Source organism: Streptomyces sp. NPDC016845, assembly GCF_044332585.1.
Lineage (GTDB): Bacteria > Actinomycetota > Actinomycetes > Streptomycetales > Streptomycetaceae > Streptomyces.
In genome coordinates this window covers 265172-280982 of the sequence record NZ_JBIRPI010000003.1, presented here as the reverse complement: position 1 = coordinate 280982, position 15811 = coordinate 265172, and the positions used below count along the sequence as shown (strand labels likewise).

The following is a 15811-nucleotide window of genomic DNA, read 5'->3' as shown; positions in this document are numbered from 1 at the left end:
ATTCGTGACCTGTGCCGCAGCGTCGTATGCCGATGGCACCTAATATCTGCGCATGACAGACGACGGCCGGACCGGCGGCGAAGAAGGCGGGCGATGGTCGCCCGGGGAGCAGGTCCTGTGGCGTTACCGCGCCAACGGGGGCGACGGCTTCCACATCTGCCGCCCGGTCACGGTCGTACGGGACACCTCCAGCCTTCTCGCCGTGTGGATGGCGCCCGGCACCGAGTGCGTGAAGCCCGTGATGGCGGACGGCACCCCGGTCCACCGCGAGCCGCTCGCCACCCGCTACACCAAGCCGCGCGCCCTGCTCCGCGACCGCTGGACGGGCACGGGCGTGCTCAAGCTGGCCCGGCCGGGCGAGCCCTGGTCGGTGTGGCTGTTCTGGGAGCCCGACCGGACCTTCCGGAACTGGTACGTGAACCTGGAGGCGCCGCGGGTCCGCTGGTCCGGCGGCGTGGACTCCGAGGACCACTTCCTCGACCTGTCGGTCTATCAGGACCGCACCTGGCGCTGGCACGACGAGGACGAGTTCGCGCAGGCGCAGGCCGCGGGCCTGATGAGCGCGGAGCAGGCCGCGGAGGTACGGGAGGCGGGGAGCCGCGCGGTCGAGGTGATCGAGCGCTGGGGCCGGCCGTTCTCGGACGGCTGGGAGCACTGGCGGCCCGATCCGTCGTGGCCGGTCCCGGCGCTGCCGGCCGACTGGGACCGTACGCCCGCGCACGTGTCGTCATGAGACCCTTGATGCGCCCCCATGGGGGAAACGTAGGATCGTCCTCCGCAAGAGCGCAACTCTTCGCGTATGCAGCAGGTCTGACACGGTGTCGGTGAGGTCGTCGAGGCGGCGGGAGCGTGGACGTGGGCGGAGCGGGCGGGGCCGACATGCCCGGTCGGACCTCGGCGGACCTGTACGACGCGGAAGTCCCGTTCCCGGAACACCCGATCCGGGTATCGGATTTCCTGCGGGCATCAGCTGTTCCCCAACTGCCGGCGCACCGGCCAGTGACACGGCGCGCAGCCCCGGACGGACGGATTCGACACGCGTGACGGAGTACCCGACCTCGCACGAAGGCCGCCACCACGGCACGGCGGCCCGCCCCGCCGATCCCCGCGGGGCTTTCCGGCGTGCCCCACAAGCCTCCGCGGCCCCGGCCGGTGACGGGCTGCCGCAGCAGCCGCGCCGCACCCCGGCCGCGCCCCAGGCGTCCGCGGACGCCGAGCACACGCAGCCGCACGCGCCGTCCCCCGAGCCGGTGCGCCCCACGGGCCCGCCGGACGGCGGCGAGCGCCGCACCGGCGGCCAGGCGCGCCCCATCGGCCGGCCCACGCCGATGCGGCGGGACGGAGACCGGCTGCGCTTCGTCGGCGCGGCGACCCGCCGCATCGCGCGCGGCATCGACCTCGACGAGATCGTGATGGGTCTGTGCCGGGCGACGGTGCCGACGTTCTCCGACGCGATACTGGTCTACCTGCGCGAGCCGCTGCCGGTCGGCGACGAGCGCCCGACCGGGCCGATGGTGCTGCGCCTGCGCCGCACCGACCGCATCCCCGACGCCATCGACGACACGGAGACGGACGGCACCGCCCCGCCCGCCACCGTCATCGTCCCGCCCATCGAACTCGCGCCGGACAGCCTGGAGTTGTGCGAGGTGCGGACCGGGAGCGCGCTGGCCGAGGTGCTGCGCGGCGTACGGCCCGTCTTCGCGGACTCCCCCGCGGCGCTCTCCGCGCTGCCCGAACTCCTCGGCAGCGACCGGTCGGTGCCGCTCGGGCGGCGCGCGATCCTGGCCCCGCTGCGCGGCCGGCGCCGGGTGATCGGCGCGGCGGTCTTCCTGCGCCAGCCGAACCGGACCGCGTTCGACGGCGACGACCTCCTCGTCGCAGGGCAGCTGGCCACCCACAGCGCGCTCGGTATCGACAAAGCCGTCCTGTACGGGCGCGAGGCGTACATCGCGGACGAGCTGCAGCGCACGATGCTGCCCGAGACGCTGCCCCGGCCGACCGGGGTGCGGCTCGCCTCGCGCTACCTGCCCGCCGCGGAGACCGCGCGCGTGGGCGGCGACTGGTACGACGCGATCCCGCTGCCCGGCAGCCGTGTCGCCCTCGTCGTCGGCGACGTCATGGGCCACTCCATGACCTCCGCCGCGATCATGGGCCAGCTGCGCACGACCGCCCAGACCCTCGCCGGGCTCGACCTGCCGCCGCAGGAGGTCCTGCACCACCTCGACGAGCAGGCCCAGCGGCTCGGCACGGACCGCATGGCGACGTGCATGTACGCGGTCTACGACCCGGTCTCGCACCGCATCACCATCGCCAACGCCGGGCATCCGCCGCCGATAATGCTGCACCTCGGCGGGCGCGCCGAGGTGCTCCGTGTGCCGCCCGGGGCGCCGATCGGCGTGGGCGGCGTCGACTTCGAGGCGGTCGAGCTGGACGCCCCGGCCGGTGCCACGCTGCTGCTCTACACCGACGGCCTGGTCGAGTCGCGCCTGCGCGACGTGTGGACCGGTATAGAGCAGCTGCGGGAACGGCTCGCCGCCACCGCGCAGCTGACAGGGCACGACCACCCGCCGCCCCTGGAAGCGCTCTGCGACGACGTGCTCGACATGCTCGGCCCCGGCGACCGGGACGACGACATCGCGCTGCTCGCCGCCCGCTTCGACGGGATCGCGCCGAGCGACGTGGCGTACTGGTTCCTGGACCCGGAGGACTCCGCGCCCGGCCGCGCCCGCCGCCTCGCCCGCAGCGCGCTGGCCCGCTGGGACCTGGAGGAGATGACGGACTCCGTCGAGCTGCTCGTGAGCGAGGTCGTCACCAACGCGGTGCGCTACGCGTCGCGCCCGGTCACGCTGCGGCTGCTCCGTACCGACGTGCTGCGCTGCGAGGTCGGCGACGACGTCCCGCAGCTGCCGCGCCAGCGCCAGGCCCGCGCCACCGACGAGGGCGGACGCGGCCTGTTCCTGGTGAATCGTCTCGCCCGGCGCTGGGGAGCAACGCGGCTCAGCACCGGCAAGGTGGTGTGGTTCGAGCTGGTGAAGCCCTCCGGCGGCTGACCGGCACACATGCGTGAGGGGCGCCGGGAACCTGTGGTTCCCTGCGCCCCTCACGTCTGCTCAGTCTTCCGGGTTTCTGCCGTTGTCGAGGGCGTCGCCGCCCGGGTTCTCCGGGTCCCCCCAGGACGACGAGGCCGAGTCCGAGGGCACCGGCGGGCTGCTCGGCGGCGGCGTCTGGGACGGCGGGGTGCTCGGCGGCGGCGCCGACGACGTCGGCGGAGTGCTCGGCGGCGCCGACGAGGTCGGCGGAGTGCTCGGCGGCGCCGAGGTCGTGGGAGGCGTCGTGGGCGTCGTCATCGTCGGCGTGGGGGTCTCCACGGCCGCGCCCATGTCGGTGTCGAGGTCGAACTCGGCGGAGGTGCTGGAGGAGTTGAAGGTGTACTGCGCCCAGATCTGCGCGGGGAAGCCACCGCCGTTGACGCGGCCGCCGCCCGCGGCGCCGGACAGGGAGATGTGGCCGCTCTTGGCGACCTTCACCGTCTTGTCGTCGCACCGCATGGTGCCCGCCTCCGCGGCCTCACCGAAGAGGCCGACCGAGGTGACGAGGTCCGGGGTGTAACCGGTGAACCAGGCCGACCGGTTGCAGTCGGAGGTACCGGTCTTGCCCGCGACCTTCTGGCCGTCGCGGTCCGGGTTGTTGCGGACCGACTCGCGCGCCGTACCGTCGTCGACCACGCCGGTGAGGACCGAGGTGACCGAGTCGGCGGCGCCGCGGCTGATGACCTGGTCGCCGATCGCGTCCGGCAGTTCGACCGGCTGGCCCTGCTTGGCCACCGCCTTGACGATCTGCGGGGTGACCTTCTTGCCGTGGTTGTCGAGGGTCGCGTAGACCCCGGCCATCTCCAGGGGGCTCGCGCCCATGGTGCCGAGGGTCTGGGCCGCGTACGGCTTGAGGTCGCCGTCGGTCATGCCGAGCTTCTTGGCCGTGTCCATCACCTGCTCCATGCCGACGTCCGCGCCCATCTGCGCGAAGACGGAGTTGATGGACTTGTTCATGGCGGTCTGGACCGTGACCTGGCCGTAGCTCTCGTCGTCCTCGTTCGGCGGGGCGAAGCCGACCTTCTCGCCGTCGTCCACGACCGGGCGCTTGTTGGTGCCGTCGTAGATCGTGTTCGCCTGGATCGGCCGGCCGCTCTGGGTCGTGGCGTCGTTCTCCAGGGCGGCGGCGAGGATGATCGGCTTGAAGGTGGAGGCGGGCTGGAAGTCCTCGCGCGTGGCGTTGTTGGTCCAGTGCTCGCTGATGCCGGGACCGCCGTACATGGCGAGGATCCTGCCGGTCTTGGGGTCGACCGAGACGGCGCCGGCCTGGACGTCCGCGTCGGTCTTGCGGCTCTTGGGCTTCAGCTTGTCCGTGAGCTGCTGCGCGACCGACTTCTCCAGCTGCTTCTGCTTCTTGCGGTCGATGTTGAGCGTGACCGTGTAGCCGCCCCGGTCGAACTGTTCCGAGGTGATGCCGAGGGCCTTCACGGCCTCGGTCTTGGCCGCCTGGTAGAGGTAGCCCTCCTGGCCCTGCAGACCGGACGCCGCCTTCGGCTCCTTCGGAACCGGGAACTTCATGCCCTGGCGGTCGGCGGAGCTGATGCGGCCCATCTCGACCATGTTGTCCAGGACGTAGTTCCAGCGTTGCTCGACCAGCTTCTTGCCGGTGTCGGAGGCGACCGCCCAGTCGTACTGGTTCGGGGCCTGGAGCAGCGCCGACAGGTACGCGCCCTGCGCGACGCTCAGCTTCTTGGCGTCGACGCCGTAGTAGGCCTGGGCCGCGGCCTGGATGCCCCACGCGCTGCGGCCGTAGTAGCTGGTGTTGATGTAGCCGGCGAGGATCTCGTCCTTGGACTTCTTGCGGTCCACCTTGAGCGAGATGACCAGTTCCTTCAGCTTGCGCGTGACGGTCTGGTCCTGCGTGAGGTAGTAGTTCTTCACGTACTGCTGGGTGATGGTCGAGCCACCCTGCTTGCCCTTGCCGGTGACCGTGTTGAGGACACCGCGGGCGGTGCCCTTCAGGTCGACGCCCTTGTCCTTGTAGAACGACTTGTTCTCGGCGGCCACGAAGGTCTGCTGGACCTCCTTGGGCACCTCGGACAGGTCGACTATCTCCCGGTTGACCTCGCCGGTACGGGCCATGGTGGAGCCGTCGCTGTACTTGTAGACGTTGCTCTGCAGCTTGGCGTCCGGGTTGCCCTCGGGCACCTCGATCACCATGTACAGCACCACGAACGCGCCCATGATCAGCAGCACGAACCCGAAGAAGGCACCCAGAAGCTTCTTCCAGGTGAAGAAGCGGCGTATGCCCGACGGCCGCGTCTCGCGCTTGCGCGCCTTTCTCGCATCCGCTCGGCCCATGACCTCAGTCGCTCCGCTTCTCGTCCGTACCACTCGTATCAGTCGCGTCTTCCGGCACTTCCGTGCTGAATCAGCTCATGAAGCTAACACCGTCACTTAAGGCAAAACCCTGCCCATCCGGTCATTTCCGGACGTGACAATCAGCACCCACCCCATGGGAACCGACGATCCAGGGTCGCCTATGGTTGCCGTACACGTTAAAGTGATATCACTTTGATAGAGGACGCTCGGGGCACCTCCGCCGCGAAGCGCCTGCTCAGAGAGGTGGGACTCAGCATGACCGAGACCGACGCCACACCGGACGTACCGGCGATGCCCAAGGCGCGTGTGCGCGAGTTCACGGCGCACAGCATCGGGGGCGGGCTCGCGCTGCTGCTCGGTCTCGTGGGCCTGATCGTCGGCGCCGGCCTGATCACGCTGGGCGGTGCGCTCACCTCGTCCGGTGCGGCGGTGCGGGCGGTGCTGATCACCGTCGGCATCCTCGTCGCCGTCGTGTCGTGCATCGCGATGGGCGGCCTGAACATGGTGGCGCCGGGCGAGGCCCGCGTCGTCCAGCTGTTCGGCCGCTACCGGGGCACGATCCGCGAGGACGGCCTGCGCTGGGTCAACCCGCTCACCTCGCGCACCAAGATCTCGACGCGTGTGCGCAACCACGAGACCGCCGTCCTCAAGGTCAACGACGCCTACGGCAACCCCATCGAGCTCGCCGCCGTCGTCGTCTGGAAGGTCGAGGACACCGCGCAGGCCACCTTCGAGGTCGACGACTTCCTGGAGTTCGTCTCCACGCAGACCGAGGCGGCCGTCCGGCACATCGCCATCGAGTACCCCTACGACGCCCACGACGAGGGAGGGCTCTCGCTGCGCGGCAACGCCGAGGAAATCACCGAGAAGCTCGCTCTCGAGCTCCACGCGCGCGTGGAGGCGGCCGGCGTGCAGATCATCGAGTCCCGCTTCACGCATCTCGCGTACGCGCCCGAGATCGCGTCGGCCATGCTTCAGCGGCAGCAGGCCGGGGCGGTGGTCGCTGCGCGGCGCCTGATCGTGGACGGTGCGGTCGGGATGGTCGAGGACGCGCTCGCCCGGATCACCGAGCAGGACTTCGTGGCCCTGGACGAGGAGCGCAAGGCGGCGATGGTCAGCAACCTGCTGGTCGTGCTCTGCGGTGACCGTGCGGCGCAGCCGGTCCTGAACACCGGAACTCTCTACCAGTGACACCGCCCCCTCCGCCTCCGGCGCGTAAACAGGTTCTGCTGCGGCTGGACCCGGCCGTGTACGAGGCGCTCGCCCGGTGGGCCGGGGACGAGCTGCGCTCGGCGAACGCCCAGATCGAGTTCCTGTTGCGCCGAGCGCTGGCCGAGGCGGGCCGGCTCCCCGGTTCGGCCGGTCCTCTTCCCCGGCGGGGTCGTCCGCCTTCCAGCCCGGACGAGGGGGGTTCACCGGCGGCCGACCGTTGAGTGTGGCTGGTCGCGCAGTTCCCCGCGCCCCTGGAGCATGCGGCTCCGCCGCAGCCCCATGAGGGCGCACGAAGTGCGCATCTCAGGAGCGCGGGGAACTGCGCGACCAGCCACGACGAGAGCCGCACGCAAAAGACCGGAGGGAATGCCGCACGCAGTGCGCATTCCAGGGGCGCGGGGAACTGCGCGACCAGCCCCCACCGGGCCGCACCCGGCAACGCACCCGTCGACGGCCCGCCCCGCGAAGCAGCCCAGCCCGCTATACACACCAGGTATACACGCCGTGTACAGTCCTCCCCATGTCCATCGGTCACACCCTTCTCGGGCTCCTGGAAGCCGGGCCTCGCCACGGCTACGACCTCAAGCGCACCTTCGACGAGACGTTCGGGCACGACAAGCCGCTGCACTACGGGCAGGTCTACTCGACCATGTCCCGCCTCCTGAAGAACGGCCTCGTGGAGGTCGACGGGATCGAGCCCGGCGGCGGCCCCGAGCGGAAGCGGTACGCGATCACCGAGGCCGGCGTCACGGACGTACGGCAGTGGCTCGCGACCCCGGAGAAGCCTGAGCCGTACCTTCAGTCGACCCTCTACACCAAGGTCGTCCTCGCGCTGCTCACCGAGCGCGACGCGGCGCAGATCCTCGACAGCCAGCGCGCCGAGCACCTGCGTCTGATGCGCATCCTCACGGACCGCAAGCGCAAGGGCGACCTCGCCGACCAGCTGATCTGCGACCACGCCCTGTTCCACCTGGAAGCCGACCTGCGCTGGCTGGAACTGACCGCCGCGCGCCTCGACAAGCTCGCCGCGGAGGTGCGCCCGTCATGACCCCCGCCGGATCCCTTCTCACCGCCCACGACCTGCGCAAAGCGTACGGGCCCACCCCGGCGCTCGACGGCGCCGCGTTCACCATCCACCCCGGCGAGATCGTCGCCGTCATGGGCCCCTCGGGCTCGGGCAAGTCGACGCTCCTGCACTGTCTCGCGGGCATCGTCACCCCGGACTCCGGGACGATCCGGTACGACGGCCGCGACCTGACCGCGATGTCCGACGCCCAGCGCAGCGCCCTGCGCCGCACCGAGTTCGGCTTCGTCTTCCAGTTCGGCCAGCTGGTCCCCGAGCTGACCTGCGTCGAGAACGTGGCGCTCCCGCTGCGCCTGACCGGCGTCAAGCGCAAGGAGGCCGAGGGCCGGGCGGACCAGTGGCTGGAGCGCCTGGAGGTCGAGGGGCTCGCGGGCAAGCGGCCCGGCGAGATCTCCGGCGGCCAGGGCCAGCGCGTCGCCGTGGCCCGCTCCCTGGTCACGAACCCCCGCGTCCTCTTCGCCGACGAGCCGACCGGCGCCCTGGACTCGCTCAACGGCGAGCGCGTCATGGAGCTGCTCACCGACGCGGCCCGCGGCTCGAACACCGCCGTCGTCCTCGTCACGCACGAGACGCGGGTCGCGGCCTACTCGGACCGCGAGATCGTCGTACGGGACGGCAAGTCGCGGGACATGGAGTTCATCGGATGACGCTCCTGGACGACCACCGGAACACCACCGCGCCACCCTCTCAAGGCGGTCCGTCAGGGCCGAAGGGCTGGCTGCGCGACCTCGGCCTCGGCATCCGCTTCGCCGTCTCCGGCGGCCGCGAGGGCTGGATCCGTACGATGCTGACCGCGCTCGGCGTCGGCCTCGGCGTGGCCCTGCTGCTCGGCGCGGCGTCCGTGCCGACGCTGTTGCACCAGCGTGACGTGCGCGCCGACGCCCGCCAGATGGGCGTCGGGACGGAGGGGCAGCTCGAGCGCAGCGACCGCACGATGCTCATGCTGGACGCCTCCTCCAGCTTCCGGGACGACTCGGTCGGCGGCTATCTGGTGCGCCCCGAGGGCCAGCATCCGCCGCTGCCGCCCGGCGTCGGCAAGCTGCCCGGCCCCGGCGAGATGGTGGTCTCGCCCGAGCTGCGGAAGGCGCTCGACGCCCCTGGCAACGAGCTCCTCAAGGAGCGCTACCCGTACCGCGTCGTGGGCACGATCTCCGAGGCGGGCCTCGGCGACCCCTTCGAGCAGTACCTGTACATCGGCAGCGACAGCCTGAGCGCCGAGCGCGACGCCTCCCGCGTCGACCACTTCGGCATGTCCTACGAGAACGGGCCGCTCGACCCGGTCCTCATCGTCCTCATCGTCCTCGCCTGCGTCGTCCTCCTCGTACCGGTCGCCATCTTCATCGCGACGGCCGTACGGTTCGGCGGCGAGCGGCGCGACCGGCGTCTGGCCGCGCTGCGCCTGGTCGGCGCGGACGCGCGGATGACGCGCCGGATGGCGGCGGGCGAGGCTCTGTTCGGCACGCTGGTCGGCCTCGCGTGCGGTGCCGTCTTCTTCTTCGGCGGGCGGCAGGTGCTCGGCGTCGTGAAGATCTGGCGGCTCTCGGCGTTCCCCTCGGACGTGTCGCCGGTGCCCGCGCTCGCCGTGCTGATCCTGCTCGCGGTCCCCGTCGCGGCGGTCGCCGTGACCGTGTTCGCGCTGCGTTCGGTGGCGATCGAACCGCTGGGCGTCGTCCGCAGCGGCCGTGCCCGGGGCCGGCGGCTGTGGTGGCGGCTGCCCGTGCCGGTCTTCGGCGTGCTCCTCCTGCTGACGTCCGGTTCGGCGGACGCGGTGGGCACGATGGGCGTCATACAGATCTCGGCGGGCATCGCCCTGACGCTGCTCGGTCTGGTCCTGGTGATGCCGTGGATCGTGGAAGCGGTCGTGCACCGGCTGCGCGGCGGCCCCGTACCGTGGCAACTCGCGACGCGCAGGCTCCAGTTGAGCAGCAACGCCGCGAGCCGTACGGTCGCCGGGATCACCATCGCCGTGGCGGGCGGCATCGCCCTGCAGATGTTCACCGTCGGCATCAACGACGACTTCACCAAGACGACGAAAGAGGACCCGAGCCGGGCCCAGGTCGGCGTGAACACCAGTGTCGGCGACGGGGAACTCGCCGAGCGGATGGTGCGGGACTTCGGGACGACCAAGGGCGTCAAGTCGGTGATCGGTACGGTGGACACCTGGGCCTCCCCGGCGGGCGCCGACCCGGACGACGACGACGCGCGCTCCGTGTCGGTCTCCGTCGGCACCTGCTCCACCCTGCGTGAGCTGGCGAAACTGCCGTCCTGCCAGGACGGCGACACCTTCCGGGTCACGGGCTCCGAGTACCCCGACGACGACACCGACCTGACGAGCGTCGCCAAGCCCGGCGCCGAGCTGGTCCTCGGCGACGTGCCCACCGACCGGTGGACGCTGCCCGCCAAGGCCCGCCTGGTCCACTCCCGCGTCGACCCCGGCGGCCACCTCTTCGGCGGCGTCCTCGCCACCCCGGCCGCCCTGGACGCGGCGAAGATCGAGAACGCCTCGACGTCCGCGCAGATCCAGATCGACGGTTCGGTGCCGGACGCGGTCGAGTTCGTCCGCAACACCGCGTTCCGGCTCGACCCGGGGATGCACGTGTGGAACTACCGTTCGGAGGAGCGCGACTCGGAGTACGCGAGCATCCGCCGGTCCCTGTTCACCGCGGCCGCCCTCACGATGTCGCTGATCGCGGCCTCGATGCTGGTCTCCCAGATCGAACAGCTCCGCGACCGCAAGCGCCTCCTCTCGGTCCTGGTCGCCTACGGCACCCGCCGCGCGACCCTGGCCTGGTCGGTCCTGTGGCAGACGGCGATCCCGGTCGTCCTCGGCATGGCGGTGGCCGTCAGCGGCGGCCTCCTCCTCGGCTGGCTGATGCTCCGCATGGTCGACAAGCCGGTCACGGACTGGTTCCTGTTCCTGCCCCTGGCGGGAGTGGGCCTGGCGGCGATCGCAGCGGTCACGTTGCTCAGCATGCCGCCGCTGTGGCGCCTGATGCGGGCGGACGGTCTGCGGACGGAGTAACCCTGAACGGCGCGCCGACCGACCACCGGCGCCGGCCACCGAGGCGCCGCTGACGGTCACCGACGGCCACCGCGTACCGGTACGCGGTGGCCGGTCGCGCAGTTCCCCGCGCCCCGATGGAGCAGCGGCGAAGCCGCGAACGCCAGGGGCGCGGGGAACTGCGCGAGCGACCACGACGCACCCGAGCCGACCCACCGCCGTCAACCCCCAACGGCGCCCCGAAGGCAGGCCGCCAGGCCGCCTTCCAGGGGCGCGGGGAACTGCGCGACCAGCCACGACGCACTCGCACCCGCCCGCAACCGGAAACCCTCAACCCCGAAGAACCCGAACCGGCAGATCCCGCAGAGCGCCCCGCAACGCCGAGGCCAGCTCCTCGTACTCCCCGGCCCGCGCGGCCCCCACCCGCATAGCGAGAGCGACCCGCCGCGTAGGCGCGGGCTCAGCGAAATACCCGGTCAACAACTGACTGCTCCGGCTGGTCTCGACGGCGACAGCGGTCCGCGGCAGCAACGTGACCCCGAGCCCGCCCGCGACCAACTGCACCAGCGTCGAGAGCCCCGCCGCGGTCGTCGTGACGGGCGCGTCCGAGCGCCCCGCCTCCCGGCAGATGTCCAGCGCCTGGTCCCGCAGACAGTGCCCTTCGTCGAGCAGCAACAGATTCAGCTCACGCAACGCCTCCCGCGGAATCCCCTCCCGCCCGCCGAGCCAGTGATCCAACGGAGTGACAAGCACGAAGTCCTCGTCGAAGAGCGGGAGTTCGGCGACTCCGGGCACCCCGAGCGGCACGGCGAGCAGCAACAGATCGAGCCGCCCCGCCGTGAGCCCCTCCACCAGCGACGACGTCTGCTCCTCGTGCACCTGAAGGTCGAGCTCCGGGTACTTCTCATGCACGAGCCGCAGCACACTCGGCAACAGATAGGGCGCGACCGTAGGAATCACCCCGAGCCGCAACGCCCCGGTGAACGGCGCCCGTACCGCCTCGGCCTCCTCCATGAGCGCCCCGACCTCGTCGAGCACGGCCCGCGCCCGCACGGCGATCCGCTCACCGGCCGGCGAGAGCAGTACTTTTCTCGTCGTACGCTCGACAAGGGTCACCCCGAGCGTCTCCTCCAGGGCCGAGACCGCCCCGGACAGCGCGGGCTGGCTCATCCCTATCGCGGCCGCCGCGTCCCGGAAGTGCAGATGCTCCGCGACCGCCCTGAACGCCCGTAGTTGCGCCAGGCTGGGCGCCCTCTTTCTCACGGCCACTGATAGCCACCTCCGATCAACACGACCGAGTCTAGCTATTTCCGTAATCAATACACTCTGTGCCACGATCGGGACCTAGTCCAACCCATGGAAACCTCCTCAAAAGGGAGGTTTCTCGCTGCAAGGAGTGCGTGTGCTCACCGTCGGTGACAAGTTCCCCGAGTTCGACCTGACCGCCTGTGTCTCCCTGGAGAAGGGCTCGGAGTTCGAGCAGATCAACCACAAGACCTACGAGGGCAAGTGGAAGATCGTGTTCGCGTGGCCCAAGGACTTCACCTTCGTGTGCCCCACCGAGATCGCCGCGTTCGGCAAGCTGAACGAGGAGTTCGCCGACCGCGACGCGCAGATCCTCGGCTTCTCCGGTGACTCCGAGTTCGTGCACCACGCCTGGCGCAAGGACCACCCGGACCTGACCGACCTGCCCTTCCCGATGCTGGCCGACTCCAAGCACGAGCTCATGCGTGACCTCGGCATCGAGGGCGAGGACGGCTTCGCGCAGCGCGCCGTCTTCATCGTCGACCAGAACAACGAGATCCAGTTCACGATGGTGACCGCCGGTTCCGTGGGCCGTAACCCCAAGGAGGTCCTCCGGGTCCTCGACGCCCTGCAGACCGACGAGCTGTGCCCGTGCAACTGGAGCAAGGGCGACGAGACCCTCGACCCGGTCGCGCTCCTCTCGGGCGAGTGACGGAAACGGAAGGGTACGGGCACTGACATGGCTCTCGACGAACTGAAGTCCGCCATACCGGACTACGCGAAGGACCTGAAGCTCAACCTGGGCTCGGTCATCGGCAACTCGGACCTGCCGCAGCAGCAGCTGTGGGGCACGGTCCTGGCGACCGCCATCGCCGCCCGCTCCCCGCGCGTCCTGCGCGAGCTGGAGCCCGAGGCGAAGGCGAACCTGTCGCCGGAGGCGTACACGGCCGCCAAGTCGGCCGCCGCCATCATGTCGATGAACAACGTCTTCTACCGCACGCGTCACCTGCTCTCGGACAACGAGTACGGGACGATGCGCGCGGGCCTGCGGATGAACGTCATCGGCAACCCGGGCGTCGACAAGGTCGACTTCGAGCTGTGGTCGTTCGCGGTCTCCGCGATCAACGGCTGCGGCATGTGCCTGGACTCGCACGAGCAGGTGCTCCGCAAGGCGGACGTCTCCCGTGAGGTCGTCCAGGAGGCCTTCAAGATCGCCTCCGTCATCCAGGCGGTCGCGGTCACCCTGGACGCCGAAGAGGCGCTCAGCTAGTACGTCCCTGTAGTGAAGGGGGCCCGGACCCGTCCGGGCCCCCTTTCCCTATGTCGCGGGGCTCCGCCCCGGACCCCGCTCCTCAATCGCCGGAGGGGCTTGATCCGGCTCAACCGGCGCCACATCCATCGCCGTAGCCCCGTGCGGAGCAGGCGTCTGCTTCATCGCCGCCTCCTGCGACCACGAGCGCAGATACCCGACCACCGTGTTGGTCACGGCGACGAGCGGCACCGCGACCACCGCCCCGCCGATCCCGGACACCATCCCGCCGGCGGCGACCGCGAGGACGACGGCCAGTGGATGCACCCGTACCGCACGTCCGAGGATGAAGGGCTGCAGGATGTGCCCCTCGATCTGCTGCACGGCGAGGACGACGACGAGCACCATCACCGCGGTGAACACACCCTGGGTCACCAGGGCCACGACCACCGCGAGCGCGCCGGAGACGACCGCGCCCACCAGCGGGATGAACGCGAACAGGAAGATGAAGACGGCGAGCGGCACCGCCATCGGCACGCCGAGGAAGAAGAGGCCGAGGCCGATGAAGATGGCGTCGATCAACGCCACTATGACCGTGCCGCGGACGTACGCGGTCAGCGTGCGCCAGGCCCGGGGCCCGGCCCCGGCGATCCCGGGGCGCGCCTGCGCCGGGAACAGCTTGAGCGTCCACTCCCAGATGCGCTTGCCGTCGTAGAGCAGGAACAGCGTCGAGAACATCGCGAGCAGGATGCCGGTCAGCGCCTCGACGATGACGGTGACGCCTTCGAGCCCCGCCGAGGTGATCTCGTCCGTGTTCGCGCCGATCGCGTCGCGCAGCGACTTGGCGGTGTCGTTGATCTGGTCCTCGGTCACGTGGAACGGACTGTTGAGCAGCCATTTGCGCAGCTCGTCGATGCCGTCCTGGACCTGGGTGGAGAGGTTGTCGATGTTCTCCTGGACCTGCCAGACCACGAACCAGCCGACGAGCCCCATGACGACGAAGCCGAGGATGGCGGTGAGGGCGGTGGCGAGGCCGCGTGGTACGCCGTGGCGGCGCAGCCGGGCCACGGTGGGCTGGAGGAGCGCGGTGATGAGCAGCGCCGCGACGAACGCGAAGATCACCAGCTGCACCGAGGCGATGACCTTCATCAGGACCCAGACCATGCCGGCGAGCACGAGGAGGCGCCAGGACGCCTCGGCGGCGACGCGCAGTCCCCACGGCACGGCGGCGGCCGGCTCGGGCCTGGCCGACACGGCGGGCGCGTACGCGGGCGGCGGCGGCACCTGGTCGTGCGACGACTCGTCACGCTCCTCATCGGCGGACAAGGCGTCTCCCTCGGCCCGGCGCTCGTCCAAGCGCTCGCCCACTCTGCTGATTCCGGCGCCGACTCTCCCGAGCCAGCCTGGCACACGCGACATGATCCGTCCCTTTCCCCCGTGCGCTCTCAACACTCCCCCCAGAGCCTGTGGATCAAGACGGTACAACGACGGAGCCCCTCACCGTAGGACGGTGAGAGGCTCCGCGGGGTTGAGCGAGGTCGAGCGCCGGCTCAGTACCAGTGGTTGGCTTGCCAGAAGTCCCAGGCGCCACAGGGGCTCTGGTACCGCTCGTTCATGTAGTTCAGGCCCCACTTGATCTGCGTGGCCGGGTTGGTCTGCCAGTCGGAGCCCGCGGACGCGTACTTGCCGGCGGGCAGCGCCTGGAAGAGTCCGTACGCGCCGGAGGAGGCGTTGGTGGCCTGGTAGTTCCAGCTCGACTCGTGATTCACGATGTTGCTGAAGCACTGGAACTGGTCGCCCGGCACCATCTGCCGCGCCATCGCCTGGATCTGGGCGGTGGAGTACGACGACTGGACCGAGAAGCTCGTCGCGTCGCGGGTGGTGGACCGGCTCGTGATCTTCTCCGCGTCCTCCCGCTTCTTCGCATCCTCGGCGGCCTTCTCGGCCTTCTCCTTGGCTGCCTGCGCGTCCTTCTGCTTCGCGATGGCGTCCTTGGCGGCCTGCTTGCGGGCCGTCTCCTCCGCCGTCTTCTGCGCCGCGTTGTCGGCCGCGATGGCCTGCGTCTGTGCCTGCTGGGTCAGCGACGCGGTCTGCACCTGCGCCTGCTGTCCAGCCGGGATGTCCGCGAGGAGGGTCGCGTCGCCGACCGCTGCCCCGGCCTCGTTCGAGGCGGGCTGAGCGGTGCTGCCCGAGGCAACACCCACGACGGCGCCGACGGTGGTGACCGCGGTGGCCGAAGCCACTGCGAATCCCCGGACCGAGATCCGGCTCACACGGTTTCCTTCCAGCATCGCCCGCTGAAGTGTGACCCTCGCGGACGCGATCGTGCCCCTGGCACTGGCCTCCCAACTGACGGGTCACGGGAGGCACGGGCCCGGTGGGCAACTCCCGCTCGGGGAGCGCCGCGTGGTGCTCGGGCGGCATACGACGATCACTATGAAGTTCAGGTGCAGCAGGTGCTGCGGTGACGCTGTACCACTGGGGGCACATGAGTGTCGTATGCGGGGCCTGACGGAACCGAGACTCTGCCGTATGCGAACGCCGCAAGGCAATTCTGTGCCGGGTGTGAAAGGTCACACCTCGTTTGCCTCAAGTCTTTTCCGGAAATG

General features: G+C 70.5%; 13 protein-coding genes. 9 read left to right on the top strand and 4 right to left on the bottom strand.

What is annotated here, in order from left to right:
* The first annotated feature begins 52 nt into the window (after window positions 1–52).
* Both ACH4RC_RS11645 and ACH4RC_RS11640 read left to right on the top strand, forming a co-directional pair.
* Window positions 53–733, top strand: a complete 681-nt coding sequence (locus ACH4RC_RS11645; protein ID WP_398198458.1) for a DUF402 domain-containing protein — start codon at window positions 53–55, stop codon at window positions 731–733.
* Window positions 734–1040: 307 nt separating this feature from the next.
* Window positions 1041–3050, top strand: a complete 2010-nt coding sequence (locus tag ACH4RC_RS11640) for a SpoIIE family protein phosphatase (protein ID WP_398198455.1) — start codon at window positions 1041–1043, stop codon at window positions 3048–3050.
* A 60-nt stretch (window positions 3051–3110) separates the two neighbouring features.
* Here the strand turns inward: ACH4RC_RS11640 and ACH4RC_RS11635 are convergent, their stop codons facing one another.
* Window positions 3111–5390 carry a transglycosylase domain-containing protein gene (locus tag ACH4RC_RS11635; RefSeq protein WP_398198452.1) on the bottom strand — a complete coding sequence of 760 codons (2280 nt, stop codon included), beginning with the start codon at window positions 5388–5390 and terminating at the stop codon, window positions 3111–3113.
* A gap of 276 nt (window positions 5391–5666) precedes the next feature.
* Here ACH4RC_RS11635 and ACH4RC_RS11630 point away from each other — a divergent pair, with 276 nt between their 5' ends.
* From ACH4RC_RS11630 to ACH4RC_RS11610, 5 genes are all read left to right on the top strand, one after another.
* Window positions 5667–6602 carry an SPFH domain-containing protein gene (locus ACH4RC_RS11630; RefSeq protein ID WP_398198450.1) on the top strand — a complete coding sequence of 312 codons (936 nt, stop codon included), beginning with the start codon at window positions 5667–5669 and terminating at the stop codon, window positions 6600–6602.
* Window positions 6599–6844, top strand: a complete 246-nt coding sequence (locus ACH4RC_RS11625; protein WP_398198448.1) for a hypothetical protein — start codon at window positions 6599–6601, stop codon at window positions 6842–6844. The genes ACH4RC_RS11630 and ACH4RC_RS11625 overlap by 4 nt, the downstream gene beginning before the upstream one ends.
* Before the next feature lie 299 nt (window positions 6845–7143).
* Window positions 7144–7671 carry a PadR family transcriptional regulator gene (locus ACH4RC_RS11620; RefSeq protein ID WP_398198446.1) on the top strand — a complete coding sequence of 176 codons (528 nt, stop codon included), beginning with the start codon at window positions 7144–7146 and terminating at the stop codon, window positions 7669–7671.
* Entirely contained in the window at window positions 7668–8354 is a 687-nt protein-coding gene (locus ACH4RC_RS11615; protein ID WP_398198443.1) for an ABC transporter ATP-binding protein, read from the top strand. The genes ACH4RC_RS11620 and ACH4RC_RS11615 overlap by 4 nt, the downstream gene beginning before the upstream one ends.
* Window positions 8351–10729 (top strand): FtsX-like permease family protein, encoded by a 2379-nt coding sequence (locus tag ACH4RC_RS11610; protein ID WP_398198440.1) that lies wholly within the window; start codon window positions 8351–8353, stop codon window positions 10727–10729. Before ACH4RC_RS11615 ends, ACH4RC_RS11610 begins: the two co-directional genes overlap by 4 nt.
* Before the next feature lie 309 nt (window positions 10730–11038).
* Here the strand turns inward: ACH4RC_RS11610 and ACH4RC_RS11605 are convergent, their stop codons facing one another.
* The gene (locus tag ACH4RC_RS11605; RefSeq protein ID WP_398198438.1) at window positions 11039–11977 is read right to left on the bottom strand and encodes a LysR substrate-binding domain-containing protein; all 939 of its coding nucleotides are present in this window, start codon (window positions 11975–11977) and stop codon (window positions 11039–11041) included.
* A 133-nt stretch (window positions 11978–12110) separates the two neighbouring features.
* Here ACH4RC_RS11605 and ACH4RC_RS11600 point away from each other — a divergent pair, with 133 nt between their 5' ends.
* Together ACH4RC_RS11600 and ACH4RC_RS11595 are read left to right on the top strand one after the other, a co-directional pair.
* Window positions 12111–12665: a peroxiredoxin gene (locus ACH4RC_RS11600; protein WP_398198436.1), complete on the top strand. Its 555-nt coding sequence runs from the start codon at window positions 12111–12113 to the stop codon at window positions 12663–12665.
* A gap of 27 nt (window positions 12666–12692) precedes the next feature.
* Complete coding sequence (locus tag ACH4RC_RS11595) at window positions 12693–13223, top strand: alkyl hydroperoxide reductase (RefSeq protein WP_398198433.1); 531 nt, start codon at window positions 12693–12695, stop codon at window positions 13221–13223.
* Window positions 13224–13271: 48 nt separating this feature from the next.
* Here the strand turns inward: ACH4RC_RS11595 and ACH4RC_RS11590 are convergent, their stop codons facing one another.
* Both ACH4RC_RS11590 and ACH4RC_RS11585 read right to left on the bottom strand, forming a co-directional pair.
* On the bottom strand, window positions 13272–14621 hold the full coding sequence (locus ACH4RC_RS11590) for an AI-2E family transporter (protein WP_398198430.1): 1350 nt from the start codon (window positions 14619–14621) through the stop codon (window positions 13272–13274).
* 131 nt (window positions 14622–14752) lie between these two features.
* On the bottom strand, window positions 14753–15493 hold the full coding sequence (locus ACH4RC_RS11585; RefSeq protein ID WP_398198427.1) for a transglycosylase SLT domain-containing protein: 741 nt from the start codon (window positions 15491–15493) through the stop codon (window positions 14753–14755).
* Window positions 15494–15811 lie beyond the last annotated feature (318 nt).